The sequence below is a fragment of the Clavibacter sp. VKM Ac-2873 genome (assembly GCF_015351075.1).
Classification (GTDB): Bacteria; Actinomycetota; Actinomycetes; order Actinomycetales; family Microbacteriaceae; genus Clavibacter.
On record NZ_JADKRS010000001.1, the window covers coordinates 557962 to 583656 of the forward strand.

25 protein-coding genes are annotated in these 25695 nt (G+C 73.1%); 10 read left to right on the forward strand and 15 right to left on the reverse strand.

Going from position 1 to position 25695, the window contains the following annotated elements; all coding sequences use genetic code 11:
• Nucleotides 1–5: 5 nt before the first annotated feature.
• Entirely contained in the window at nt 6–518 is a 513-nt protein-coding gene (locus ITJ44_RS02575; RefSeq protein ID WP_194633205.1) for a DUF3515 family protein, read from the forward strand.
• On the opposite strand, the gene ITJ44_RS02580 is transcribed toward ITJ44_RS02575, so the two are convergent.
• The 9 genes from ITJ44_RS02580 to ITJ44_RS02620 form a co-directional block, all read right to left on the reverse strand.
• Nucleotides 475–1488 (reverse strand): glycosyltransferase family A protein, encoded by a 1014-nt coding sequence (locus ITJ44_RS02580; RefSeq protein ID WP_228494464.1) that lies wholly within the window; start codon nt 1486–1488, stop codon nt 475–477. The genes ITJ44_RS02575 and ITJ44_RS02580 overlap by 44 nt on opposite strands.
• A gap of 61 nt (nt 1489–1549) precedes the next feature.
• Nucleotides 1550–2659: a D-alanine--D-alanine ligase family protein gene (locus tag ITJ44_RS02585; RefSeq protein WP_194633206.1), complete on the reverse strand. Its 1110-nt coding sequence runs from the start codon at nt 2657–2659 to the stop codon at nt 1550–1552.
• A 2-nt stretch (nt 2660–2661) separates the two neighbouring features.
• Nucleotides 2662–3732 (reverse strand): NAD(P)H-dependent glycerol-3-phosphate dehydrogenase, encoded by a 1071-nt coding sequence (locus tag ITJ44_RS02590; RefSeq protein WP_194633207.1) that lies wholly within the window; start codon nt 3730–3732, stop codon nt 2662–2664.
• Nucleotides 3725–4462: a 1-acyl-sn-glycerol-3-phosphate acyltransferase gene (locus tag ITJ44_RS02595; RefSeq protein ID WP_194633208.1), complete on the reverse strand. Its 738-nt coding sequence runs from the start codon at nt 4460–4462 to the stop codon at nt 3725–3727. Before ITJ44_RS02595 ends, ITJ44_RS02590 begins: the two co-directional genes overlap by 8 nt.
• 122 nt (nt 4463–4584) lie before the next feature.
• Nucleotides 4585–5955, reverse strand: a complete 1371-nt coding sequence (murA, locus tag ITJ44_RS02600; protein WP_015490031.1) for a UDP-N-acetylglucosamine 1-carboxyvinyltransferase — start codon at nt 5953–5955, stop codon at nt 4585–4587.
• Entirely contained in the window at nt 5956–6570 is a 615-nt protein-coding gene (gene leuD, locus ITJ44_RS02605) for a 3-isopropylmalate dehydratase small subunit (RefSeq protein ID WP_194633209.1), read from the reverse strand.
• A 3-nt stretch (nt 6571–6573) separates the two neighbouring features.
• Complete coding sequence (gene leuC / locus ITJ44_RS02610; RefSeq protein WP_194633210.1) at nt 6574–8055, reverse strand: 3-isopropylmalate dehydratase large subunit; 1482 nt, start codon at nt 8053–8055, stop codon at nt 6574–6576.
• A gap of 65 nt (nt 8056–8120) precedes the next feature.
• A complete protein-coding gene (locus tag ITJ44_RS02615) occupies nt 8121–8942 on the reverse strand; it encodes a PP2C family serine/threonine-protein phosphatase (protein WP_194633211.1) in 822 nt (273 codons plus the stop codon).
• Nucleotides 8939–9976: a TerC family protein gene (locus tag ITJ44_RS02620; RefSeq protein WP_194633212.1), complete on the reverse strand. Its 1038-nt coding sequence runs from the start codon at nt 9974–9976 to the stop codon at nt 8939–8941. Before ITJ44_RS02620 ends, ITJ44_RS02615 begins: the two co-directional genes overlap by 4 nt.
• 150 nt (nt 9977–10126) lie before the next feature.
• On the opposite strand from ITJ44_RS02620, the gene ITJ44_RS02625 reads away from it, so the two are divergent.
• Nucleotides 10127–10801 (forward strand): TetR/AcrR family transcriptional regulator, encoded by a 675-nt coding sequence (locus tag ITJ44_RS02625; RefSeq protein ID WP_194633213.1) that lies wholly within the window; start codon nt 10127–10129, stop codon nt 10799–10801.
• Nucleotides 10802–10843: 42 nt separating this feature from the next.
• Here ITJ44_RS02625 and ITJ44_RS02630 read toward each other — a convergent pair whose 3' ends face one another.
• Nucleotides 10844–11641 (reverse strand): SDR family NAD(P)-dependent oxidoreductase, encoded by a 798-nt coding sequence (locus ITJ44_RS02630; protein ID WP_194633214.1) that lies wholly within the window; start codon nt 11639–11641, stop codon nt 10844–10846.
• Nucleotides 11642–11774: 133 nt separating this feature from the next.
• Here ITJ44_RS02630 and ITJ44_RS02635 point away from each other — a divergent pair, with 133 nt between their 5' ends.
• The 6 genes from ITJ44_RS02635 (at nt 11775) to ITJ44_RS02660 (ending at nt 18432) form a co-directional block, all read left to right on the forward strand.
• Nucleotides 11775–13142, forward strand: a complete 1368-nt coding sequence (locus ITJ44_RS02635; protein ID WP_194633215.1) for a bifunctional o-acetylhomoserine/o-acetylserine sulfhydrylase — start codon at nt 11775–11777, stop codon at nt 13140–13142.
• Between the two features lie 41 nt (nt 13143–13183).
• Complete coding sequence (locus ITJ44_RS02640; protein WP_194633216.1) at nt 13184–14395, forward strand: homoserine O-acetyltransferase; 1212 nt, start codon at nt 13184–13186, stop codon at nt 14393–14395.
• Between the two features lie 118 nt (nt 14396–14513).
• Nucleotides 14514–15197, forward strand: a complete 684-nt coding sequence (locus ITJ44_RS02645; RefSeq protein ID WP_194633217.1) for a response regulator transcription factor — start codon at nt 14514–14516, stop codon at nt 15195–15197.
• Nucleotides 15198–15364: 167 nt separating this feature from the next.
• A complete protein-coding gene (locus ITJ44_RS02650; protein ID WP_194633218.1) occupies nt 15365–16519 on the forward strand; it encodes an ATP-binding protein in 1155 nt (384 codons plus the stop codon).
• On the forward strand, nt 16516–17748 hold the full coding sequence (locus ITJ44_RS02655) for a hypothetical protein (protein ID WP_194633219.1): 1233 nt from the start codon (nt 16516–16518) through the stop codon (nt 17746–17748). The genes ITJ44_RS02650 and ITJ44_RS02655 overlap by 4 nt, the downstream gene beginning before the upstream one ends.
• Before the next feature lie 27 nt (nt 17749–17775).
• A complete protein-coding gene (locus ITJ44_RS02660; protein ID WP_012038017.1) occupies nt 17776–18432 on the forward strand; it encodes a response regulator transcription factor in 657 nt (218 codons plus the stop codon).
• A gap of 27 nt (nt 18433–18459) precedes the next feature.
• Here the strand turns inward: ITJ44_RS02660 and ITJ44_RS02665 are convergent, their stop codons facing one another.
• Together ITJ44_RS02665 and ITJ44_RS02670 are read right to left on the reverse strand one after the other, a co-directional pair.
• The gene (locus tag ITJ44_RS02665; RefSeq protein WP_194633220.1) at nt 18460–19740 is read right to left on the reverse strand and encodes an MFS transporter; all 1281 of its coding nucleotides are present in this window, start codon (nt 19738–19740) and stop codon (nt 18460–18462) included.
• Between the two features lie 50 nt (nt 19741–19790).
• Nucleotides 19791–20108, reverse strand: coding sequence for a thiamine-binding protein (locus tag ITJ44_RS02670; protein ID WP_194633221.1), 318 nt, complete (start codon nt 20106–20108; stop codon nt 19791–19793).
• Between the two features lie 206 nt (nt 20109–20314).
• Here ITJ44_RS02670 and ITJ44_RS02675 point away from each other — a divergent pair, with 206 nt between their 5' ends.
• Nucleotides 20315–20995, forward strand: coding sequence for a YceI family protein (locus tag ITJ44_RS02675; protein WP_194633222.1), 681 nt, complete (start codon nt 20315–20317; stop codon nt 20993–20995).
• Here the strand turns inward: ITJ44_RS02675 and ITJ44_RS02680 are convergent.
• Complete coding sequence (locus ITJ44_RS02680; RefSeq protein ID WP_370551604.1) at nt 20992–21885, reverse strand: NAD(P)H-hydrate dehydratase; 894 nt, start codon at nt 21883–21885, stop codon at nt 20992–20994. The genes ITJ44_RS02675 and ITJ44_RS02680 overlap by 4 nt on opposite strands.
• Before the next feature lie 138 nt (nt 21886–22023).
• Between ITJ44_RS02680 and ITJ44_RS02685 the strand changes: the two genes are divergently transcribed.
• Nucleotides 22024–23103: an NADH:flavin oxidoreductase/NADH oxidase gene (locus ITJ44_RS02685; protein WP_194633224.1), complete on the forward strand. Its 1080-nt coding sequence runs from the start codon at nt 22024–22026 to the stop codon at nt 23101–23103.
• A 69-nt stretch (nt 23104–23172) separates the two neighbouring features.
• Here the strand turns inward: ITJ44_RS02685 and ITJ44_RS02690 are convergent, their stop codons facing one another.
• Both ITJ44_RS02690 and ITJ44_RS02695 read right to left on the reverse strand, forming a co-directional pair.
• Nucleotides 23173–24216: a hemolysin family protein gene (locus ITJ44_RS02690; RefSeq protein WP_194633225.1), complete on the reverse strand. Its 1044-nt coding sequence runs from the start codon at nt 24214–24216 to the stop codon at nt 23173–23175.
• Complete coding sequence (locus ITJ44_RS02695) at nt 24209–25639, reverse strand: hemolysin family protein (protein ID WP_194633226.1); 1431 nt, start codon at nt 25637–25639, stop codon at nt 24209–24211. Before ITJ44_RS02695 ends, ITJ44_RS02690 begins: the two co-directional genes overlap by 8 nt.
• Between the last annotated feature and the right edge of the window lie 56 nt (nt 25640–25695).

Below are 25695 nucleotides of genomic sequence, written 5' to 3' on the forward strand. Positions count from 1 at the left end.
TCCCGATGACTCCCCGCCGCCCCGCCCGCGCCCTGCTGCGCCCCGTCGCCGCCGCGGCCGCCGCCGTCGGCATCGCCCTCGCCGTCGCCGGCTGCGCCCCCACGGTCTCGCTGGAGGCGGCTCCCGGCGCGACCGATCCGCTGTGCGCCGACGTGGTCGTCCACCTGCCCGCCGAGCTCGGCACCGCGCCGCTGCGCGAGACCGACGCGCAGGGCACGGGCGCGTGGGGCGCCCCGCAGAGCACCGTGATCCTCCGCTGCGGCGTCGCGACGCCCGGCCCCACGACGGACGCGTGCATCAGCTACGACGACGTCGACTGGGTCGAGGACGACTCGCGCGCGCCGGACATCCGCTACACGACCTACGGCCGCACGCCCGCCGTCGAGGTCGTCATCGACTCCACGCAGGCCAGCTACACGGCGCTCACCGACCTCAGCGGGGTCGTCACGGTCATCCCCCAGACGGCCAAGTGCGTCAGCGCGCAGGACCTCGGGGACGCGCCGCCTCCCGGGAGCTGACCGGGAGCGATCCCGTGGGCACGGATCCCGCGCCCGACGCCCGTCGCCGCACGCTCGCCACCGCACGGCGCGCCCCGCGCTCGCGGATCACGCGCCGACCGGTGCGCCACCACCGCAGCCACGGCAGCTCCCGCGGCCAGTGCACCGTCAGCGACGCCATGCCGCGGCTCATCCGGAGCGGCAGGGTCGAGGGTCGCGTGAGCGGCCGCATGCTGATCCCCATCCCGAGGCGCGGGTCGAGCACGATGCGGTGCTCGGGGCCGAGGTGCACGGACAGGTCGATGTCGTCGTGCAGGTGCGTGCCCTCGCGGTGCACGTCGTCGCGCACGGCGAGCCAGGCGTCGCGGCGGAGCGCGAAGTTGGATCCGAACAGCGGCGGGTGCCCGAGCGCGAGCGTCACGGAGGCGAAGTACGCGCCGAGGTAGGCCACCGCCGCGATCCCGCGGATCGCCCGCGGACCGTCGAGGAAGCGCGCGGCGCCCGTGACCGCGGCGACGTCCGGCCGGACGGCGAGCACGTCGCCGAGCCGCTCGATCCAGTCGGCGGGCGGCACGCAGTCGGCGTCGAGCCGGGCGATGACCTCGTGGCGGGCGGCGTCGTAGCCGGCGGACGCGGCCGCGGGGATCCCCACGACGCCCTCGTGGACGACGCGCGCGCCGGCCTCGCGCGCCACCTCGGCGCTGTCGTCCCGCGAGGCGTTGTCGACCACCACGACCTCGTCGGGCGCCACGGTCTGCCCCGCGAGGGCCTGGAGGCAGGCGCGCAGGTGCCCCGCGTCGTCGCGCACGGGGATGACGACCGACACCGTCGGCCGCGCCGCCGCCGCGAGCCGGAGCGCCAGGTCGGCCCGCGGCTCCCCCGCGGCTCCGGCGACCTCACGGCCGACGGTGCGGCTCCACCTCCGCGCCCGGGAGCCGGATCGAGCCCCGGGAGCGAGGCGGGGTCGGGCGATGGACGGTCCTACGAGCATCCTCCGAGCCTAGGCTCCTCATCTGAGGAAGCTGACCCCGGGTCGCCGCGCGGACGGCCCGTCAGCGGCGGGCGGCGGAGGCCTCCCACGCGAGCGCGACGTCCAGCAGGCGCGAGATGAGCCCCGGGTACGCGAGACCCGAGGCCTCCCAGCACGCGGGGAACATCGAGATGGGCGTGAAGCCCGGCATGGTGTTGATCTCGTTGAGGACGAAGCCGTCGGCGGTGAGGAAGAAGTCCACGCGCGCGAGGCCGCGGCCGTCGACGGCGCGGAAGGCGCGGATCGACAGCTCCTGCAGCTCGGCCAGCTCCGCCTCGCTGACGTCGGCGGGGCAGACCAGGTCGATGCCGTCCGCGCCGAGGTACTTCGCGTCGAAGTCGTAGAACTCGCGGCCGGAGACCACGATCTCCCCCGCGACGGAGGCGCTCGGCTCCCGGCCAGGGCCCTCGTCGAGGATCGCGCACTCGACCTCGCGCCCGACGAGGCCCGACTCCACGAGCACGCGGTCGTCCTCGCGGAACGCGACCTCGAGGGCGGCGTCGAGCCCGTCGGCCGCGGCGACGCGGCTGACGCCCACGCTGGATCCGGCGCGCGCCGGCTTCGCGAACGCCGGCAGCCCCAGCGCCGCGGCCCGCTCCCGCACGCCCGCGGGATCGGCGGCCCACTCGCGGCGCGACACCGTGATCCACGGCGCCACCTGGATCCCCGCCGCGCGCAGCACGGTCTTCGCGTAGTGCTTGTCCATCCCGAGCGCCGACGCGAGGACGCCGGATCCGACGTACGGGAGGCCGGCGAGCTCGAGCATGCCCTGCACCGTGCCGTCCTCGCCCTGCGTGCCGTGCAGGATCGGGAACACGAGGTCGACCCGCCCGAGCGGTCGCTCGGCACCGTCCGCGTCGCGCACGGTGGGCTCGCGGCTGCCCGCGTCCTCGGGCCAGCGCACGCGCGTGCCGTTGTCGACGACCTCGGGCAGCGCGTCGGCGTCGAGGGCGAGCGCCGACGCGTCGTCCTCCTGCAGCGTGAAGGCCCCGGCCTTCGTGATGCCCACCGGGATCACCTCGAACCGCTCGCGGTCGATGGCGCCCAGCACGCCGCTCGCGGTCGCGCAGCTGATGGAGTGCTCGCTGGAGGTGCCGCCGAAGAGCAGCACCACCCGGATCCGTGCGGTCATGGTCACTCCCCCTGGGGCGTGTCGTCGTCGGTGGTCAGGTGCGGGGCGATGTCGCGCGGCGACAGCGTGCCCGCCAGCACCTGCGACACCTGCTCGACGATCGGCATGAGCACGCCGCGCTGGCGTGCGAGCTCGAGCACGGGCGCGACGGAGGAGAGCCCCTCTGCCGTCTGCTGCATGCTCTTCACGACGTCGGTGAAGCTGTAGCCCTGGCCGAGCAGGCGCCCCGCGGTGTTGTTGCGGGACAGCGACGACTCGCACGTGGCGATGAGGTCGCCGAGGCCCGCGAGGCCCGCGAGCGTCTCGGCGCGCGCCCCGTAGGCGACGGAGAACGCCGTCATCTCGGCGAGGCCGCGCGTGATGATCGACGCCTTCGTGTTCTCGCCGTAGCCGACGCCGTCGACGATGCCGACCGCCACCGCGATGAGGTTCTTGAGCACGCCGCCGAACTCGGTGCCGATCACGTCGGTGTTCACGAACGAGCGGAAGTACGCGCTGCGGGCGATCGTCGCCACGCGCTCGGCCGTCGCCTGGTCCGCGGACGACACCACGACCGCGGTCGGCTGCTCCCGCGCGATCTCCAGCGCGAGGTTCGGCCCCGACGCCACCGCGATGCGCTCCGGCCCGATCCCGAGCACCTCGGCGATCACCTCGCTCATCCGGAGGCCGGTGCCCTTCTCCACGCCCTTCATCAGGCTGACCACGACGGCGTCGGCGGGGATGAGGTCCCGCGCCGCCTCGAGGTTGGCGCGCAGCGTCTGGCTGGGCACCGACACGAAGACGTCGGTCGCGCCCCGGAGGACGCGCTCGAGCGACGGGTCGGCCGTCAGGCGCTGCGGCAGGTTGATCCCGGGCAGGTAGTCGCTGTTGCGCTTCGCCTCGGTGATCTCCCGGGCGAGCTCGGGCCGGCGGGCCCACATGACGACGTCGTTGCCGCCGTCGGCCATCACCTTGGCGAACGTGGTGCCCCAGCTGCCGGCGCCGAGGACGACGATGCGACGCCGCTCCCCCGCTCCGGGCTCGGGCGTCGATGCGGCGGGTGCGGGGGTCGGGCGCGCGGTCGCGTCACTCAAATCGGCCGGTCTCCTTCTGGTTCTTCGAGCGGGGATCCCACCGCTCGGTCGGGGCGGTCTCGCCGCGCAGCTCCTCCACGAGCCGGGTGATGGCGGCCATGACGACGGCGGTCGCCTCGGTGAGGGTCGCGGAGTCGAGGCTCCGGTCGCGGAATCGGTCGAGGTCCACGGGCTCGCCGATGGCGACGTGGATGGTCGTCCGCGGGAAGAGCCGCACGCGCTTCGAGTAGCGGCCCATGAGCTTCTGCGTGCCCCAGTGCGCGGCGGGGATCACGGGGATCCCGGCCTGGAGCGCGAGGCGCACGGCGCCGGTCTTGCCGCGCATGGGCCAGAGGTCGGGATCGCGCGTGAGCGTGCCCTCGGGGTAGACGACCACGATGCGGCCGTCGCGCGCGAGGTCGGACGCGGCCTCGATCGCCTTCCCGCCGCGGACGCCGCCGTCGCGCTGGACGGGGATCTGTCCGGAGCGGCGGAGGAACCAGCCGACCACCGGGACGTCGAAGAGCGACGCCTTCGCGAGGAAGCGCGGCAGGCGCCCGAGCTTCCAGGCCACGGCGCCCATCACCACCGGGTCGATCTCGCTGTGGTGGTTCGGGGCGAGCACGTACGAGCCCGTCCGCGGCAGCCGCTCGGGGTTCCGGATCTCGAACCGCACGGCCGTGTTCAGCACGGGCAGCACGAGGGCGGCCAGCACCCAGAAGATCGACGGTCGGGCCTTCTCGTTCGCCATGGATCCTCCGGTCGGGTCGCGGTCATCGTCGGTCGCCCGCCGGATGCGCCCGGCAGATGGCCGGGCGCGTCCGTCGTGGACGCGTCCGGCCGGCGTGGGCGGCGCGGGCACCGCCGGTGAGGCTATCCCTCGTAGGAGAAGTCCGCGCCCAGCTGGCGCAGCTTCCCGATGAAGTCCTCGTAGCCGCGCGAGATGATCCCGACGTTGCTGACGGTGGACCGGCCCTCGGCCGTGAGCGCGGCGATGAGGTGGCTGAACCCGCCGCGGAGGTCGGGCACCGTGATGTCCGCGCCGTGCAGGTGCGTCGGCCCGGTGATGACCGCGGCCTGCTCGAAGTCGCGACGCGCCACGCGGCGCTCGTGGCCCTCGAGGCCCTCCTTGTGCACGACGATGTCGGCGCCCATCTCGTTGAGCGCGTCCGTGAAGCCGAAGCGGTTCTCGTACACGGTCTCGTGGATGATCGAGACGCCGGGCGCCTGCGTGAGCGCGACGACGAGCGGCTGCTGCCAGTCCGTCATGAAGCCGGGGTGCACGTCGGTCTCGATGACCACGGGCTTGAGGTCGCCGCCCGGGTGGTAGAACCGGATGCCGTCCTCCTCGATGTCGAACGCGCCGCCGACCTTCCGGAACACGTTGAGGAACGTCATCATCTCGGCCTGGCGCACGCCGCCGACGAAGATGTCGCCTCCGGTCGCGAGCGCGGCGGAGGCCCAGCTCGCGGCCTCGTTGCGGTCGAAGAGCGCGCGGTGCGTGTAGCCCTCGAGGCGGTCGACGCCCTCGATGAGGATCACGCGGTTCGGCTCGACGGAGATGATCGCGCCCATCTTCTGCAGGATGGCGATGAGGTCCATGATCTCGGGCTCGATGGCCGCGTTCTTCAGCTCCGTGATGCCCTTCGCCCGCACGCCCGTGAGCAGCACCTGCTCGGTCGCGCCGACGCTCGGGTAGGGCAGCTCGACGTTCGCGCCCTTCAGGCCGTTCGGGGCCGTGAGGCGGATCCCGCTCGGGAGCTTCTCGACGACCGCGCCGAAGGCACGGAGGGCGTCGAGGTGGAAGTCGATGGGGCGGTCGCCGATGCGGCAGCCGCCGAGGTCGGGGATGAACGCCTCGCCGAGGCGGTGCAGCAGCGGGCCGCAGAAGAGGATCGGGATCCGGGAGCTCCCCGCGTGCGCGTCGATGTCCGCCATGTGGGCGCTCTCGACGTCCTTCGGGTCGAGGATGAGGTCGCCCTCCTGCTCGCCCTTGCGGAGCGTGACGCCGTGCACCTCCAGGAGGCCCGAGACGACGCGGACGTCGCTGATGTCGGGCACCGAGCGCAGGAGGCTGGGGCTCTCGCCGAGGAGCGAGGCGACCATGGCCTTCGTGGCCAGGTTCTTGGCCCCGCGGACCTCGATGCGACCGCGCAGCGGAATGCCGCCGTTGATCACGATGGAGTCGGACAGGAGGCCCACCCGCTCCCCCGCCTTCTTGGCGTCGCTGACTAGTGAGTTCATTCAGTTCTCCAGAGCTGCCGGCCGGGCCGGCAAGGTGCGCGGGCGCCATGAGGCCCGATTGTGTTCGAAGGTGGTGATGGCGTCCTCATCCCGGAGGGTGAGGGCGATGTCGTCGAGCCCCTCGAGGAGCCGCCACCGAGTGTATTCGTCGATCTCGAACGGGACCGTCAGGCCGGGTGCCGTGGCGATCCGCTCGACGAGGTCGACGGTGAGGTCGAGCCCGGGCTCCGCGTCCATCGCGGCCCACAGCCTCTCGACGTCGTCCTCCGTCACGATCCCCGTGAGGAGGCCCTGCTTCCCGGAGTTGCCCCGGAAGATGTCGCCGAACCTCGGGCTGAGCACGGCCCGGAAGCCGTAGTCGCGCAGCGCCCACACGGCGTGCTCACGGGACGAGCCCGTGCCGAAGTCGGGACCGGCGACGAGGACGGTGGCGCCCTCGTAGACCGGCTGGTTGACGAAGAAGTCGGGATCCTCGCGCCACTCGAAGAACAGCGTGTCCTCGAAGCCCGTCTTGGTGACGCGCTTGAGGAACTGGGAGGGGACGATCTGGTCGGTGTCGACGTTCGACTGCTTCAGCGGCACGGCGGTGCCGGTGACGCGGCGGATGGGCTCCACGGCTCAGGCCCCCTGTCCGACGGCGGCGGCCTGGCGGATCGACGCGGCATCGATGACACCGTCCGCCTGCAGGTCCCACGGGCTCGAGAGCGTGCCGCGGATGGCGGTGGCCGCGGCCACGAGCGGCGACACGAGGTGCGTGCGCCCGCCCTTGCCCTGGCGACCCTCGAAGTTGCGGTTGCTGGTGGACGCGCAGCGCTCACCGGGCGCGAGCTGATCGGGGTTCATGCCGAGGCACATGGAGCAGCCGGCGAAGCGCCACTCGGCGCCGAAGTCCGTGAACACCTTGTCGATCCCCTCGGCCTCGGCCTCGAGGCGCACGCGGGCGCTGCCCGGGACGACCATCACGCGGACGCCGTCGGCCTTGGTGCGGCCGCGCAGGATCTCGGCGGCGGCGCGCAGGTCCTCCACGCGGCTGTTCGTGCAAGAGCCGATGAAGACGGTGTCGACCGCGATCTCCTTCATGGGCGTGCCGGGGGCGAGGTCCATGTAGGCGAGGGCGCGCTCGGCGGCGGCGCGCTCGTTCGGGTCGGCGACGGTCGCGGGATCCGGCACGGGCTCGCTGAGGGAGACCCCCTGGCCCGGGTTCGTCCCCCAGGTGACGAAGGGCTCGAGCGTGTCCGCGTCGAGGATGACCTCGGCGTCGAACACGGCGTCGTCGTCGCTCGCGAGGGTCTCCCAGTAGGCGACGGCCTCGTCCCAGTCGGCGCCCGTCGGAGCGTGCGGACGGCCGCGCAGGTAGTCGTAGGTGGTCTGGTCGGGGGCGACCATGCCGGCGCGCGCGCCCGCCTCGATCGACATGTTGCAGATCGTCATGCGGCCCTCCATGGAGAGCGAGCGGATGGCGCTGCCGCGGTACTCGAGCACGTAGCCCTGCCCGCCGCCGGTGCCGATCCGCGCGATGACCGCGAGGATGATGTCCTTCGCCGTCACGCCCGGCCGGAGCGCGCCCTCCACCGTGACCGCCATGGTCTTGAACGGCTGGAGCGGCAGCGTCTGCGTGGCCATGACGTGCTCGACCTCGCTCGTGCCGATGCCGAACGCCATCGCGCCGAACGCCCCGTGGGTGGACGTGTGCGAGTCGCCGCACACGACCGTGATTCCCGGCATCGTGAGGCCGAGCTGCGGGCCGACGACGTGGACGATGCCCTGCTCGATGTCGCCGAGGGAGTGCAGGCGGATCCCGAACTCCGCGGCGTTCTTCCGGAGGGCGTGGATCTGCGTGCGGCTCGTGAGGTCGGCGATGGGGCGGTCGATGCCGACGGTCGGGGTGTTGTGGTCCTCGGTCGCGATGGTGAGGTCCGGGCGGCGCACGGGTCGGCCGGCGAGACGGAGCCCGTCGAAGGCCTGCGGGCTGGTGACCTCGTGCAGCAGGTGGAGGTCGATGTACAGGAGGTCGGGCTCGCCGTCCTCGCCCTGGGCGACGAGGTGGTCGGCCCACACCTTCTCGGCCAGGGTCTTCGCAGGCTGCACGGCTCTCCTCATGGCAGGGGCGCGAGGGTGGCCACGCGCATCATGGGAGTCTAACGCCGGGTGCCCGAGGCTATTCCTCAGGCGATGGGCGCGCCCGCGGACCCGTCGTCGGTCGGCTCCGCGTCCGCGGCGGCCTCGATGACCACGACGGTCACGTTGTCCCGGCCGCCGGATGCCAGCGCCTGCGCGACCAGGGCGTCCGCCGCCCGGTCGACGCCGCCGCCGTCCGCGCACGCGAGCTGGATGACGCCGGAGATCGCCTGGTCGTCGAGCTCCTTGGTCAGCCCGTCCGAGCAGATGAGGAAGACCTGGTGGTCGACGACGGGCAGCAGCCACTCGTCGGCGGCGACCTCGTCGTGGGATCCGACGGCCCGGGTGATGAGGTTCCGCACCGGGCTGCGCTCCGCCTCCGCGCGGGTCATGCGGCCCTGGTCGACGAGCTCCTGCACGGCCGAGTGGTCGATGGTCACCTGCTCGAGGCGGCCGTCGGTCCACGCGTAGACGCGCGAGTCGCCCACGTTGAAGACCATCCAGAGCGGGTCGCCGGCGTCCGAGCGCACGAGCGCGACGCCCGCGAGCGTCGTGCCGGCCACCGTGCCGGGCGGGTCGTCGCCCGTGATGAGGTCGCCGATCGCGTCGTTGGAGGCGTCGACCGCCTCGACGATGCGGTCGCGGGTGACGGGGGCGTCGCCGGAGAGGCCGCCGAAGGTCTCCACGAGGGTGGCGCTCGCGCGGTCGCCGAACGCGTGCCCTCCCATCCCGTCGGCGACGAGCCACACGGGAGGGTCGGCGAGGAGGCCGTCCTCGTTCACGGCGCGCACGCTGCCGACGTCGGTGCGGGCGGCCCAGCTGACGTGGATGCGACGCCCGCCGAGCGCGATGGTGCGTGCCTCGGTCATCGGGCGTCCCCGTCGTCGCCGCGCTCGACGGAGGAGGTCTCGGCGGCGGGCCCGGTGATGGGTGTGCCGTCCGCGCGCATCTTGAGGAGGCTGGCGACGGTCGCGACCACCATCGACGCGAGGATCACGACGAGGCTCACGACGGTCGGGATCTCGGGCGCCCACCCGATGCCATCGCCGCCGTTGACGAACGGCAGCGTGTTCTCGTGCATGGCGTGCAGCACGAGCTTCACGCCGATGAAGAAGAGGATGAACGCGATCCCGTACTTGAGGTACACGAGCCGGTCGAGCAGGCCACCCAGCAGGAAGTAGAGCTGGCGGAGGCCCATCAGCGCGAAGATGTTGGCGGTGAACACGATGAACGGCGACTCGGTGATGCCGAAGATGGCCGGGATCGAGTCGAGGGCGAAGATCAGGTCGGTGGTGCCGATCGAGACGAACACGATGACCATGGGCGTGAGCACCTTGCGGCCGTCGACGACGGTGCGCACCTTGGCGCCGTCGAAGTCGGGCGCGATCTTGAGGCGCCGGCGGAGGAACCGGATGAAGAGCGAGTCCTCGCTCTCCTCGTCCTCGTCGCCGACGGCCTGCTTGATCGCCGTGTAGAGCAGGAACGCGCCGAAGATGTAGAAGATCCAGCTGTAGCTCTCGATGAGCTCGGCGCCCAGCAGGATGAATATCCCGCGCAGCACGAGCGCGATGATGATGCCCACCATCAGCACCTCCTGCTGGTACTTCCGGGGCACGCTGAACCGGCTCATGATGATGACGAACACGAACAGGTTGTCGATGCTGAGGCTGTACTCCGTCAGCCAGCCGGCGAGGAACTGGCCCGCGTGCTCGCCGCCCGCGACGAACAGCATGATGACCGCGAACACCAGCGCGAGCCCCACGTAGAACGCGACCCACAGGGCCGACTCCTTCGTCGACGGGACGTGCGGGCGTCGATAGACGATCAGCAGGTCGGCGACGAGGACGAGGACGAGCACCGTCAGGGAGACGATCTCGAACGGGAGGGGGAGGACCAGGGGCACGCGGAGGCTTTCTGCAGCACGGGAGCGGCACGGACATGCCTCGACGAAACTACATGGCGGCCGACGGGTTGTTCACAATTCCCCCATCCGGGGCATCCGGTCGGCGGCCCGCGGTTACGGTGGTCGCTCATGACACGAGAGGGACGCCCCATGTCCGTACTGGCGAACGAGCTCGATGCATCCGCCCACGGCGGGGAGGACTCCGGACCCCGGCGTCGCGGGCCCCGCACCTCCGGCGACGCCCGGGCCAGCATCATCGAGGCGGCCCGCATGCTCTTCATCGAGTCCGGCGCCGACCGGGTGAGCGCCCGCCGCATCGCCGCGGCCGCCGGGGTGGACCCGAGCCTCGTCCGCTACTACTTCGGCTCGCTCGAGGCCCTGCTCGAGGAGGCGCTGCGCCCCTCGGACGACCTCACCGCCCCGTACCTCCGGCTGCGGGAGCTGCCCCTGGAGGAGCGCGGCGCCGCCCTCGTCTCCGCGGCGCTGCACACGTGGGAGCACCCGGTCGGATCCACGATCATGCGCTGGGTCACCGTCACGTCCGACCACGACAGCGCCGCCTACCGTCGGTTCGCCGAGGCCGCGCCGCAGCACTGGATGAGCGCCCTGCCCGAGGGCATCCCGCAGGACGAGGCCGACATCCGCAACTCGCTCGTCGCCGCGGCGCTCGGCGGGATCGCCATCACCCGATACATCTGGCGGAGCGAGCCCATCGCGAGCATGTCGCGCGAGACCGTGGTCGCGCTCCACGGGCCCGTGGTGCAGGGGTTCCTCACCGGCCCGCTTCCCGACGTGCCGGCGTCGGCGCCGCTGCCCGCGGCCTGACGGCGGCGGGCGGCCGGCTCCGGACCCCGGAGCGGATCCCGATCAGCCGCGGTCGGTCAGCTCCTCCCGCACCGCGAGCGGCGTGCGCACGAGCTTGTGCGGGGCCGCCTGCGCCACGGGCTTGAGGGTGAGGAGGTCGACGTTCACGTGCGGCGGGAGCTCCACGGCGTGGACGATCGCCTCGGCCACGTCCTCCGCCGTCAGGGGTCCGGGGACCCCGTCGTAGACCGCATCCGCCTTCGCCCGGTCGCCGCCGAAGCGCACGAGCGAGAACTCCTCCGTGCGCACCTGGCCCGGGGCGATCTCGATCACCCGGATCGGCTCCCCCGCGAGCTCCAGCCGGAGCACCCCGAGCATCGCGTGCGCCGCGGCCTTCGCCGCGTTGTACCCGCCCCCGCCCTCGTAGGGCACATGGGCGGCGATCGAGCTGACGGTCACGATGTCGGCGCTGCCGCCCGCGGGCACGCCGGCGCGCAGGAGCGGCAGGAGCGCGCTCGTCACGCGCTGCACGGCGAGCACGTTGATCTCGTACATCCAGGCCCAGTCCTCCGGCGACCCGCCCTCGACGGAGTCGGTGCCGACCGCTCCCCCGGCGTTGTTGACGAGCGCGTGCACGTCGCCCGTCTCGCGGAGGCGGTCGCGGAGAGCGTCGACGTCGGACTGCACGGTGAGGTCGGCGACCGCGTACGTGGCGCCGGTCTCCTCGGCGAGCGCGCGCAGCCGGTCCTCGCGGCGGGCGACGCCGACGACGTCCCACCCGCGGCTCCGGAACAGGCGGACGGTGGCGGCGCCGATCCCCGAGCTCGCACCCGTGACGACGACCCTCTTGGCTGTGGACATGACCCCAGCGTAGGGAACGCGGTCGCCGACGGATTACGCCCCGCGACCGCCCGCGTTGACCGGCCGCGGGGTGCTTCCTACTGTCGAGATGCGCCCGCACGGGCGGCAGCGACGCACGAGGGAAGGCACGACGATGAGCGACCACGACGACGACCGGGCGGCGAGCTGGCGCTTCGAGACGCAGCAGATCCACGCGGGCGCGGCACCGGATCCGGTCACCCACGCGCGCGCCACGCCCATCTACCAGACCACGTCCTACGTGTTCGACGACTCCCAGCACGCGCAGAACCTCTTCGCGCTGGCGCAGCCGGGCAACATCTACGGCCGCATGATGAACCCGACGCAGGCGGTGGTCGAGGAGCGGGTCGCGGCCCTCGAGGGAGGCACGGCCGCGCTCCTGGTCGCGTCCGGGCAGTCGGCCACCACGTTCGCGGTGCTGAACATCGCGCAGGCCGGCGACCACATCGTCTCCAGCTCCTCGATCTACGGGGGCACGTACAACCTCTTCACGTACACGCTCGCGAAGCTCGGGATCGAGACGACCTTCGTGGAGGACCAGGACGATCCCGCGGCGTGGGCGCGGGCCGTGCGGCCGAACACCACGCTCTTCTTCGCCGAGACGATCGGCAACCCGCGGATCAACGTCCTCGACATCCGGGCCGTCGCCGACGTGGCGCACGAGGCGGGCGTGCCGCTCGTCGTCGACAACACCATCGCGACGCCGTACCTCATCCGGCCGTTCGAGCACGGCGCCGACGTCGTGGTGCACTCGGCGACCAAGTTCCTGGGCGGCCACGGCACGGTCATCGGCGGCCTCGTGGTCGACGGCGGGCGGTTCCCGTGGTCCGAGCACGGCGACCGCTTCCCCGGCCTCACGACGCCCGACCCCTCCTACCACGGCGTGACGTTCACGGAGGCGGTCGGCGACGGCCTCGCGTACATCACCAAGGCGCGCGTGCAGCTACTGCGCGACCTCGGCGCGTCCATCGCCCCGGCGAGCGCCTGGCAGCTCATCCAGGGGATCGAGACGCTGAGCCTGCGGATCGAGCGGCACGTCCAGAACGCGCAGGCGGTCGCGGAGTGGCTCGACGCGCACGACGACATCGCGGACGTCTACTACTCGGGCCTCCCCACGAGCCCCTCGTACGCGGCCGCGAACCGGTACGCCCCGCGGGGCGTCGGCGCCGTCCTCTCCTTCGAGCTCAAGGGCGGGGTGGACGCCGGGCGCGCGCTCGTCGACTCGCTGCAGCTGTTCAGCCACCTGGCGAACATCGGCGACGTGCGGAGCCTCGTCATCCACCCGGCGTCGACGACGCACGCGCAGCTCACGCCCGAGCAGCAGCTGACGGCCGGGGTCACGCCCGGGCTCGTGCGCCTCTCGGTGGGCCTCGAGAGCATCGACGACATCATCGAGGACCTGGCCGCGGGTCTCCGGGCGGCCCGGGCCGTCAAGGACGGGGCCGCCCTGGCGCTGCCGGGCAGCCGCCCGAGCGGGGCGTAACACTCGGGCGCGCGCCCGCCGCGGGTGCTTCACTGATCGCGATGGACTGGCAGACACCCGAGGACACCGTCCCGTCGAGCCTCGTGACGGACGCGCAGATCCGCTCCCTGATCGGCCGGCCGCCCGCGTCGGGCGCATGGCGCGAGGGCGACCCCGTCGCCGACCGCCTCTTCGCCCACGTGGGGGGCGTCGACCTCGAGGCCGGCGGGCGGATCCCCTCCGTGCGGGTGGCGTACGAGACCTTCGGCGAGCGCGACGCGGACGGCGGCAACGCCGTGCTGGTGCTGCACGCGCTCACCGGCGACAGCCACCTCCGCGGGCCGGCGGGTCCGGGGCAGCCGACGGGCGGATGGTGGTCGGGCATCGTGGGGCCGGGCCTCGCGATCGACACCGACCGCTGGTTCGTGGTCGCCCCCAACATGCTCGGCGGCTGCCAGGGCACGACGGGGCCCGCGTCCGTCGCGCCCGACGGCGCCGAATGGGGCGCGCGGTTCCCCTACATCACCATCCGCGACCAGGTGCAGGTGCAGGCCGCCCTCGCGGACGCGCTCGGCATCGACGTGTGGGCCGCGGTCGTCGGCGGGTCCATGGGCGGGATGCAGGCGCTCGAGTGGGGCGTCGGGCACCCCGACCGGATGCGCCGGCTGGCCGTCCTCGCGGCCCCCGCGATCGCGAGCGCCGACCAGATCGCGCTCAACTCGGTGCAGGCCGAGGCGATCCGGATGGATCCCGCCTACCGCGACGGCGACTACCTCGACGCGGCGGACGGCGACGGCCCGCACCGCGGCCTCGCGCTCGCGCGCCGCATGGCGCTGCTCAACTACCGGAGCCCGGACGAGCTCAACCAGCGCTTCTCCCGCTCCTGGCAGAGCGGGATCAGCCCGATGGGGGACGAGGGCCGCTACGCCGTGGAGTCGTACCTCGACTTCCACGGGAACAAGTTCACGCGACGCTTCGACGCCACCAGCTACATCCGCCTCATCGACGCGATGAGCTCGCACGACGTGGGCCGCGACCGCGGCGGGGTGCAGGCTGCGCTCGGCCGGGTGCGGGCGGCGACCCTCGTGGTCGGCATCGACAGCGACCGGCTGTTCCCCGTCCCGGACCAGCGGCTCATCGCGCGGGCCGTGCCCGGATCCGTCGACGGCGGCGCGGCCGTGGTGATCTCCTCCGACTACGGCCACGACGGGTTCCTCATCGAGAACGAGGCCGTGGGCCGCGAGCTCGCGCGTCTGCTCGACACCGCCGTGTAGCAGCGCCCCAGTCCGGGGGTGAGTTCCGCGTGCGGCATCGCCCGCGAGATCATGCGTTCCTATGCTTCCCCTGGGAGCACGCCGCCACCTCCGGGCGCCGGCGACGAGGGGAGCACCGATGAGCAGCCGACGTCCGCTGCATGCGACGCGCCAGGGCCAACGGGTCCGCGTGGCGCTGGTCGACGACCACGTCCTCCTGCTGGACGGCTTGAGCGCACGTCTCTCCCGTCCCCGGACGGGCGTCGAGGTGGTCGCGACCTCCCCCACCTGGGCCGGTCTCGTGCGCGACGACAGATTCCCGGAGGCGTTCGACGTCGTCGTCCTCGACCTGGCGCTCCGCGACGAGATCCCGCTCGCGCAGAAGATCCGCACCCTCACGGGCGCCGGCCTCACGTCCGTGCTGCTCAGCACGCACGCCGACCCCTCGACCATCCATGGCGCCATGCGCGCGGGCGCGTCCGCCGTGGTGCCGAAGGCCGAGTCGTCGGAGGAGCTGATCGCCAGCATCCATGCCGCCGCCGACGGGACGCCCCGGCAGTCCGCCCTCGTGCAGCAGGCGATGCAGGACTTCCACGCCGAGGAGGATCCGCGGCTCGGCCAGCAGGAGCAGCGCGCGCTCGTGCTCTACGCGGGCGGACGGTCGATCCGCGACGTGGCGGACGCGATGAGCACGACGGAGGAGACCGTCAAGTCCTACATCAAGCGGGGACGCCGCAAGTACCTGCACGCGGGGACGGACCTCGGGACGAAGCTCCTGCTGCGGCGTCACGCGATCCGGCACGGCTGGATCGCCCCGGAATAGCAGGGGGAGCGACCGGATCCGTCCCTCGGGACGGCGGCGATCCTACGGCATGTGGACAATCACCCCGCGTGCTCACCTCGGCGTGCAAGGCGCGTGACGGACGCGCCTAGGATCGGAGCACACCGAGCGCACGCCTCCGGCGTCGGCGCACTCCGAGCGGGGACCCGATGGATCGCATGAAGCGCGAACGCGAGCGCCTGCTGCAGCGGACCGCGCGCGTCTACGGGCTCAGCTTCACCGCGGTCGCCGCCGCGTGCATCCTGCTTCCCGGCGAGGTCCCGATGCCCGCAGCGGCCGGCAGCGTCGCGCTCCTGGCCGTGCTCGCCGTCGCCCAGTGGCGGATCGGGACCGACGCGCGCGTCCGGTGGATGGTCGTCGTGATCGTCGCCGGCATCGCCGCCATGGTCGTCGCCCAGCTCGGCGGGCGCTCCCCGTCGTCCCTCACCGCGCTCACCCACGTCTCCGTGGGCGCCGTCGGGTCGCTCGCCCTCCTCGAGACGATCCGGCCGGGCCGCCTCCGCGTCGTGGCGGCCGCGTTCGCGCTCACCAGCGTCGTCGCCGTCGGCGCCTCCTGGACCACCGCGGCCTTCCCGTACGTCGTGCTCGTGCACGTGTTCGGCTGGCTGCTCGCCGGGATCCTCGGCTACTGGCTGAGCGTGGCCGTGCACCGGGTGGGTCGCCGCATCACCGACATCGGGCGCGCCCACCGCGCCGAGCGCATGGCGAGCGAGCTCGAGGCCCAGCGCCGCCAGGGAGCACGGCTCCTGCACGACACGGTCCTCGCCACCCTCACCCTCCTCGCGCACTCCGGCGTCGGCGTCACGCCGCAGGCCATGCGCCAGCAGGCCGCCGACGACGCGCGCCTCCTGCGCCAGCTCCGCCTGGGGGCGAACCCCACCCCCCAGGCATCGGGCGGCTACACCCTCGAGCCCGTGGAGCAGTCGGTGCTCGGCAACACGCTGGAGTCGGTCAAGCAGCGCTTCGGTCGGATGGGCCTCGAGGTGAGCTGGCACGGCACCGGGCAGGTCCTGCTGCCGAGCGACATCCTGGACGCCTTCCTGCTCTCGCTCGCGGAGTGCCTCGAGAACGTGCGGCGCCACGCGGGGGTCACCGAGGCGCACGTCACCATCACCGACGACGACACCACGGTCCGCGCCATGGTCACCGACGCCGGCGTCGGCTTCGACCTCGCGCACGTGGACCAGGCGAAGCTCGGATTCAAGGAGTCGGTCGTCGCACGCCTCACGGACGTGGGCGGCAACGCGCGCCTGTTCTCCTCCCCCGGCTCCGGCACGACGGTCGTCCTCGAGGTGCCGAAGTGAGCGGCCGGGTGGACGCCCCGGCGCCGCGCACGAGCCGGCGGATCCGGCTGCCGGAGGGCACGCCGGCGCAGCCCACGTCCATCGGCCTCGGGTACATGGGCGCCGGATCCGCGGTCGTGTGCGCCATCGCCATGGGCTACGGCCTCGTCCGCTTCGCGCTCGACTACAGGACCATGCCGTCGCCCGGGCTCACGGCGACCGCGTGGATCCTGCTGGTCGCCCTGCTCGCCGCGGTGGTCGTGGCCGTCCGCGCCCTCCGCGACCGGATGCCCGGCCCGCTCATGGCGGTCTTCGTCGGCGGCCTGGCCATCGTCGTCGCGCTCGACCTGGTGGCGGTGTGGCCCCTCGGCGACGTGATGCAGCACGCCACCGCGGGCATCGCCGCCGGGGCCGCGCTCCTCACGACCGTCACGTACCGACCGGCGCGCGAGGTGCTGGCCGTGGACGCCACGCTGGGCGTGGTGCTCCTCGCGGTGTTCCTCTTCTCGGATCCCGTGCGACCGGGCGACATCGCGCCCGAGATCTCCGCCATCGCCCGGGCGGTCGTGCCCGCGGCCTTCGGCGTGGCCGTCGTCCGCGGCTTCCGCCGCCTGACCGAGATGGAGCTGGACCGCGTGCTGGTGCAGAGCACCGTCTCCGCGCCGCGCTACGCCGTCGGCATGATGGCGTCGGAGGAGCTGGCGCGCCTCGACCTCGCGGCCGAGCAGCTCCTCGACGACGTCGCGAACTCCCGGGAGCCGCTCCCGCTGTCTCCCCTCGCGGCGTCGACGGCCGCGTCGCTCGCGACCGAGCTGCGGCTGCACCTCATCGAGGGCCGGCGCGAGACGTGGCTGCACCACGCCATCACGGAGTCCGAGTTCCTCGGGCCGGACGTCACCCTCAGCGACCCGAACGCCCTCGCCGGCCTCCTCGACCGTCGCCAGCGCGACGGGCTCCTCTCGGCGGTGTGGCTCCTGCTGACCTCCACGGAGCGCCGCAACGGCGTGCCCGAGGTCTCGGTGCAGCTCGCGCTCGGGCCTCTCCGCGGCCGGCCGGCCGGCGCGCAGCCCGTGCCGCTGCGCCGCGCCGTCGTGCCCATCGTCGTCACGACGACCGGGCTCCCCCGCACGCGACTGGATCCCTCGACGTGGGATGCTATCGACAAGGTCGGCACGCACACCGAGAGCACCCGCGGGTCGAGCCTCCTGATCACCATCGACTGCGTAGTGGACAACCCCGCCGACCGGTGAGGGCCAAGCACAAGGACCGGAGACCACGTGTCAGCTGAGAACCGACCGATCACCCTCGCCATCGTGGACGACCACAGGATGCTGCTCGGGGCCCTGACCGAGTGGATCCGCAACGCCGCATCCGACATCGAGATGGTCGCCGCGGTCTCCACCTGGCCCGACCTGCTGACGCATCCGCGCTTCCCCGTCGACGTCGTGCTCCTCGACCTCGACCTCAAGGACAACCTGCCGATCTCGCTGAAGATCGCCACGCTCAAGACCACCGGCGTCAAGACCGTGCTGATGAGCACGTACTCGGAGCCCAACGTCGTGCGCGAGGCGCTCGCCTCCGGCGCCCTCGGCTACCTCGTGAAGAGCGAGGACGCGAGCATGATCGTCGACGCGATCCGCCTCGCGGCCGACGGCCAGTCGTACATCTCCGCCGAGCTCGACCTCGCCATCAACAGCACCGACGTCGGCGGCGTGCCCAAGCTCAGCGCGCAGGAGCGCCGGGTCATGGCGCTCTACGGCGGCGGCGAGCCCGTGAAGTCGGTGGCGTACAGCCTCGGCATCTCCGAGGAGACGGCGAAGTCGTACCTCAAGCGGATCCGCGAGAAGTACCGCGTCGCGGGCTTCGACGTGGGCACCAAGGTGGCGCTGCGGAAGCGGGCGATCCAGGACGGGATCCTGCTGCAGGGCGAGTAGCCCGGGGAGCGCCGCCCGGCCGTCGGCTCAGCCGCCGATGCCGATCGGCTGCGTGGTCGGCCGCTGGCCGTCCGTCGCCGGGCGGGCTCCGCGCCGACGGCGGTCGAGCCCGAAGCTCGCCAGCGCGATGAGGAGCCCGGCGACGCTGAGCCCCACGCCCACGAGCGCGGGCGACGTGTAGCCGAGGCCCGCCGCGACGGTGACCCCGCCGAGCGCGGCACCGACGGCGTTGCCCGTGTTGAGGGCCGAGTGGTTGAGCGCGGCCGCGATGGACTGCGAGTCGTGCGCCACGTCCATCAGCCGGATCTGGATCCCGGGCGACAGCGCCGCAGCCGAGCCGCCGATGAGGAACAGGAACGCGAAGAGGCCGACGGGGTTCGACGCGGTGAGCACGAGGCCCACGAGCGACGCGATCAGCAGCCCGAAGAGGGAGAGCAGCGCGCTCCGCACGTCGCGATCGGCCCACCATCCGCCCACGAGGTTGCCGACCGTCATGCCGAGGCCGACGACCACGAGCGCGAGCGGCACCGACCACTCGGGCAGCCCGGTCACCTCCGTCACCATGGGCGACACGAACGTGTACACGGCGAAGAAGCCGCCGAAGCCGATCGCGCCGATGAGGAGGGCGAGCCAGACCTGCAGCCGCGTGAACGCACGGAGCTCGCGCCGGAGCGTCGCCTCCGGGTTCCCGTCCTGCGCCGGCACGGCCAGGAACACGGCGACGAAGGTGGCGGCGAAGATCGCGGCGACGACGAGGTAGGCGACGCGCCACCCGGCGTTCTGCCCGATCCACGTGACGATGGGCACGCCGATGACGTTGGCGATCGTGAGCCCGGCCAGCACGAAGGCGACGCCGCGGGCGCGCTTGCCCTCCCCCATGAGCTGCGCGGCGACCAGCGACGCGATGCCGAAGTAGGCGCCGTGCGGCAGGCCGGCGACGAAGCGGGCGACGACGACGAGGCCGAAGCTCGGGAGGATCGCGCTGAGGATCGTGCCGAGCGTGAACGCCAGGAGCAGCCACAGCAGCAGCTTCCGCCGCGGAGCCCGGGCGGACGCGGCCGCGATGGTCGGCGCGCCCACCACGACGCCGAGGGCGTAGGCGCTGATCAGCGTGCCGGCCTGCGCGTTGGCGGCCTCCGTCGAGCGCGCGGCCACCTCGGGCAGCAGGTCGGATGCGAGCTGCGGCAGCAGCCCCATGGCGACGAACTCGGTGGTGCCGATGGCGAACCCGCCCATCGCGAGGGCGAGCAGGGCGATGCGGACGCGGGCCGGCGACAGCGTCGCCCGCCCGGAGGAGGGGGGATTCACCCGACGAGCCTACCGGCGGTCGGGATCCGGCGCCCTCGTCGCACGCGCGGTCAGGCCCCGGTCCCGCGCGCCTCGATGGCCTGCTCGAGGCGGTCGAGCTTGCCCGTGAGCTCGCCCTGGTAGCCGGGGCGGATGTCGGCCTTCAGCACGAGCGACACGCGCGTGCCGAAGGGCGCGACGGCCTCGGTGGCACGGCGGACGACGTCGAAGACCTCGTCCCAGTCGCCCTCGATCGTGGTGAACATGGAGTCGGTGCGGTTCGGCAGTCCGGATGCGCGGACCACGGCGACCGCGGCGGCCACGGCGTCGTGCACGGAGGCGTCGGGCGCGTCGCCCCCGCTGGGGGCGACGGAGAAGGCGACGAGCATGGGGACCCCCGGGGTTCGACGGCGGCGGTTGTCCGGGCGGGCGCCCGGCCGGCGACCGGCTGTGCGCCCAGGGTACCGACGGCGGGGCGGGCTGTGGACGGCGGCCGACGTCGGCGCTCCCAGACCGCGAGACTCGCCAGGTACTTGAAAGTTCACAGAACGGGCGGGACGCAGCGCCCGCCCGCATCGCACGGAGGAGCAGCGCCATGGACAAGAAGACCAAGATCATCATCGGGGTGGCGGGCGGCGTGGTCGTCCTCGTGGGCGCCTTCGCGGCGTTCGGCGGCCCCGTCTACAAGCAGCTCGCGGGCACGCCGGACGCCGCGCCGTCCCTCGGGGCCACTGCCGCGGCGGGCGGCGCGCTCGGCGACCTGTCCGGCGACTGGAAGGCGGGCGGATCCTCCTACGCCGGCTACCGCGTCGACGAGGTGCTGAACGGCACGCCCGTGACCGTCAACGGCCGCACGGACGCCGTCACGGGAGACATCACGGTCGCCGGGACCCAGGTCACCAAGGGGACCATGACGGTCGACGTGACCCAGATCCACACGGACCAGCCCCCGCGCGACGCGTACTTCCAGAACGAGGCGATGAAGACGGGCGACTTCCCGACCGCGACCTTCACCATGACGCAGCCGATCGCGGCCGACGGCGTGGAGGCGGGCGTCCCGGCGACCTACGACGTGACGGGCGACCTCACCCTGCACGGCGTGACCAAGAGCGTGACCGCGCAGATGCAGGCGAGCTTCACGTCCGAGGGCGGCCAGATCGTGGGCTCCATCCCCATCACGTTCCAGGACTTCGGCGTGCAGGCGCCGAGCCTCGGCTTCGTGACGGTCGAGGACCACGGCTCGGTCGAGTTCTCGCTCGACGTCGCGAAGGCCTAGCCGCCGGATCCCGCGAGCGTCTCCCGCACGGCCCTCGGCATCGCCTCGGCGACGTCGAGGGCCGTGACCGGTCCGCCGGCGGAGGCGATCGCCCCCGCGCGCCCGTGCAGCCACGCGGCGGCCGCGGCGACCTCGGCGAGGACCGCGAGGGGATCCGCGGAATCCGCGATCCGCCCGGATGCGCCCGCCACGAGCGCGCCGAGCGCGCCGCCCAGCACGTCCCCCGAGCCCGCCGTCGCGAGCCACGGCGTCCCGGCGCGCACCGCGATGCGCGCGGACCCGCCGACCACGAACGTGGTCGCGCCCTTGAGCAGCACGCAGACGCCGAGCTCCCGCGCCGCCCGCACGGCCCACCCGGCGGCATCCGCCGCGATCTCCTGGGCGGTCGCCTGGATCCCGGCGTCGTCGAGCAGCCGCGACAGCTCGCGGAAGTGCGGCGTGACGACGACGGGGCCGGTGGCGCGCCCCACGAGGTCGAGGGCACCCGCGTCGATGACGGCGGGCAGGCCCTGGCCGAGCGCCGCGACGAGCGAGTCGGTCGCGGCGTCGTCGCGGTGCGCCCGGTCCATGCCGGATCCGACGAGCCATGCCTGCACCCGCCCGTCCGCGGTGACGACCTCGGGGCGGCGGGCGAGCACCGAGGCGGACGCGCCCGCGGGACCGAGGTAGCGGATCATGCCGACGCCCGTGCGCGCCGCGGCCTCGACGCCGAGGACGGCGGCGCCCGGGTAGCGGTCGGAGCCGGTGCGGACGCCGAGCACGCCGCGCGTGTACTTGTCGTCGTCGTCCCGCGGGAGGCGGATCGCCCGGCGCGTCCGCTCGGCGTCCTGCCGGATCCAGCCGTCGGGTGCGTGGTCGTCGGGTGCGTGGTCGTCGCGCGCGTCGCTCATGCCCTCACGATAGGCGCGCGGGAATGCCGCGGCCGCGCCGGGCCTTGGGACCATGAGGCCGCCGACGCCCTCCGCCCGTCCCCGTGCGCCGCGCCTCCCTCGAGGGATCCGCGCCGCCGCCCGCCTGGAAGGATCCCCATGACCACGTCCCCGCTCTTCGAGCCGATCACCGTCCGCGGCGTCACCGCGCGCAACCGCATCTGGGTCGCGCCGATGTGCCAGTACAGCATCGACGCGCGCGACGGCGTGCCGGGCGCCTGGCACCTCGCGCACCTCGGCTCGTTCGCCCGCGGCGGCGCGGGCCTCGTGATGGCGGAGGCCACGGGCGTCAGCCCCGAGGCGCGCATCACGCCGGAGGACACGGGCATCTGGGACGACGCGCAGCGCGACGCGTGGAAGCCGATCGTCGACTTCGTCCACGGGATGGGCGCGGTCGCCGCGATCCAGCTCGCGCACGCGGGGCGCAAGGCCTCCACCTACTCGTTCTCGGGCCGCGGCACCATGCCCGCCGAGGAGGGCGGCTGGGAGACGGTGGCCCCGTCGGCCGAGCCCTTCCCGGGCTACGGCGCACCCGTCGCGCTCGATGCCGACGGGATCCGCAAGGTCGTCGACGACTTCGCCGCCGCCGCCCGCCGCGCGGTCGACGCGGGCTTCGACGTGCTCGAGATCCACGCCGCGCACGGGTACCTCATGCACCAGTTCCTCTCGCCGCTCAGCAACCACCGCGACGACGAGTTCGGCGGCAGCCTCGAGAACCGGGCGCGCATCCTGCTCCAGGTGATCGACGCGGTGCGCGCCGAGGTGCCCGATGCGCCGCTCCTGGTCCGCTTCTCCGCCACCGACTGGGCGGGCGACGCCGGCTGGGACGAGCAGCAGACGGCGACGGTCGTCGGCTGGGCCGCCGAGCACGGCGCCGACTTCTTCGACATCTCCACGGGCGGCAACACCACGGGCGTCACGATCCCCGTCGCGCCCGGCTACCAGGTGCCCTTCGCCGAGTACGTGAAGGAGCACGCGAAGGTCGCGCTCAACGCCGTCGGCCTCATCACCGAGCCCGCGCAGGCCGAGGCGGTCGTCGCCGAGGGCCGCGCGGACGCCGTGATGCTCGGCCGCGAGATGCTGCGCGACCCGCACTTCGCGCTCCGGGCCGCGCACGAGCTGGGCGTCGAGATCGACTACTGGCCCAAGCAGTACGACCGCGCGCGCTGGGCCGCCTGACCCTCCGATCCCGACGATGACGGCCCGGCACCCCCGAGGGGCGCCGGGCCGTCGTCACGCGCCCGCGGGTCAGACGCGTCGGGTGGCGTCCTGCACCTCGCCGACGAGCTCCTCGATGATGTCCTCGAGGAACAGGACGCCCGTCGTCTCGCCGGCCTCGGTGAAGGCGCGCGCGAGGTGGGCGCCCGAGCGGCGCATCATGGCGAGGGCGTCCTCGAGCTCCGTGCCCTCGAAGACCGACACGAGCTGGCGGATGCGCTTGGCCGGCACGGGACGCACGAACTCGTCGGCCTCGTCGAGGTCGATGACGTCCTTGAGGTGGAGGTAGCCCGACGGCTCCCCCGCCTCGTCCACGATCACGTACCGCGAGAACCCGTGGCGGGCGACGGCGCGCTCGACCTCGGAAGGGCTCGCGGTCTCGGGCAGGCTGACCAGGGCGCCCAGCGGGATCGCGATGTCCTGCACCTTCTTGCCCGTGAACTCGAATGCGGCGGTGAGCGCGCCCGTCCGGTCCTCCAACAGCCCCTCGCGCGTCGACTGGTCGACGATGCCCTGCACCTCGTCGAGCGTGAACGCGCTCGCGGCCTCGTCCTTCGGCTCGACCCTGGCCACGCGGAGCACCGCGTTGGAGATCGCGTTGAGGGCCACGATGAGCGGCTTCACCACGCGGGCGATCCCGACGAGCGGCGGCGCGAGCAGCAGGGCCGCGCGGTCCGGCACGGAGAACGAGATGTTCTTCGGGACCATCTCGCCGAGCACCACGTGCAGGAACGACACGATGAGCAGCGCGATCACGAACGCGATGGTGGAGATCGCCTCCTCGGGCAGCCCCGTGGCGCCCAGCGGGATCTCCAGCAGGTGGTGGATCGCCGGCTCGGAGACGTTGAGGATCAGCAGCGAGCACACGGTGATGCCGAGCTGCGTGGTCGCGAGCATGAGCGTCGCGTGCTCCATCGCGAAGAGGGTGATGCGCGCGGCGCGGCTGCCCTCCTCCGCGCGGGGCTCGATCTGCGAGCGCTTCGCGGAGATGACCGCGAACTCGGCGCCGACGAAGAAGGCGTTGACGGCGAGCAGCACGACGAGCGCGATGATCCCCCCGGCGTACTCACCCACGGGACGGCTCCTTCCTCATGGCGGCGCGTTCCGCGTCCGCCTGTCGTCCGGCCTCGCGGTCGGCCTGCCGCTCGGCCTGCCGGTCCGCCTGGCGTTCGGCGCGCGAGGTGCCCACCGCGGTGGCGACGGGCACGGGGACGGGCGTGAAGCGGATCCGGTCGATGCGCCGGCCGTCGAGCCGCTCGACCCGCAGCGTGCCCGTCTCGAGCTCGAGCTCGTCGCCCACCACGGGCAGACGTCCGAGCTCGCTCATGACGAAGCCCGCCGCGGTCTCGTACGGGCCGTCGTCGGGGATCCGGAGCCCGGTGCGCTCGAGGAGCTCGTCGGGTCGGAGCATGCCGGGGAAGGTCAGCGAGTCGCGCGAGCGGACGACGCCGGCGCGCGTGCGGTCGTGCTCGTCGGCGAGCTCGCCGACCAGCTCCTCGACCAGGTCCTCGAGCGTCGCGACCCCTGCGGTGCCGCCGTACTCGTCCACGACGACGGCCATCTGGAACCCGCGGCCGCGCAGCTCGCCGAGGAGGTCGTCGAGCTTCATGGTCTCGGGCACGCGGATCGCCTCGGACTGCAGCGCGGTCACCGGAACGAGGGCGCGCTTCTCACGCGGCACGGCCACGGCCTGCTTCACGTGCACGAGGCCGATGACGTCGTCGACGCCGTCGTCCGTCACGGGGAAGCGGGAGTACCCGGTGGTCATGGCCAGCTCGATCACGGTCTGAGCGCTGTCGGTGCGCTCGACCGACTTCACGCGCAGCCGCGGCGTCATGACGTCGGACGCCGTCAGGTCGGCGAAGCGCAGCGTGCGGCTGAGGAGCATCGCCGTGTCGTCCTCGAGGAGGCCGGCGAGCGCGGAGCGGCGGACGAGCGAGGAGAGCTCCTCCGCGCTCCGGGCGCCGGACAGCTCCTCCTTGGGCTCGATGCCGACGAGCCGGAGGATGCCGTTCGCGCTGTTGTTGAGCAGCAGCACGGCGGGCTTGAACACCGTGGTGAACAGGGTCTGGAAGGGGATGACGAGCTTGGCCGTCTCGCGCGGCAGGGCGAGGGCGAAGTTCTTCGGCACGAGCTCGCCGACGATCATCGACAGCAGCGTCGCGACGACCAGCGCCACGACGGTGGACACCGGGGAGACGAGCCCCTCATCCAGGCCGGCGGACGTCAGCGGACCGGCGAGCAGGAGGCTGAGCGCGGGCTCCATGGTGTACCCGGTGAGCAGCGTCGTCAGGGTGATGCCGAGCTGGGCGCTGGAGAGGTGGGTCGAGGTGATGCGGAGCGCCCGGATGGGCGGACCGAGCCGCTTCTCGCCGCGCTCCTGGCGCTTCTCGAGGTCGGAGCGGTCGAGGTTGACGAGCGCGAACTCGCTGGCCACGAAGAGGCCGGTGCCGAATGTCAGGACGAGACCCGCGGCGAGGAGGAGCCATTCATGCACGGGGGCGGCTCCCGGGAGACCGGCGCACGGCCGGCCTCAGTCGGAGGGGCGCGCGC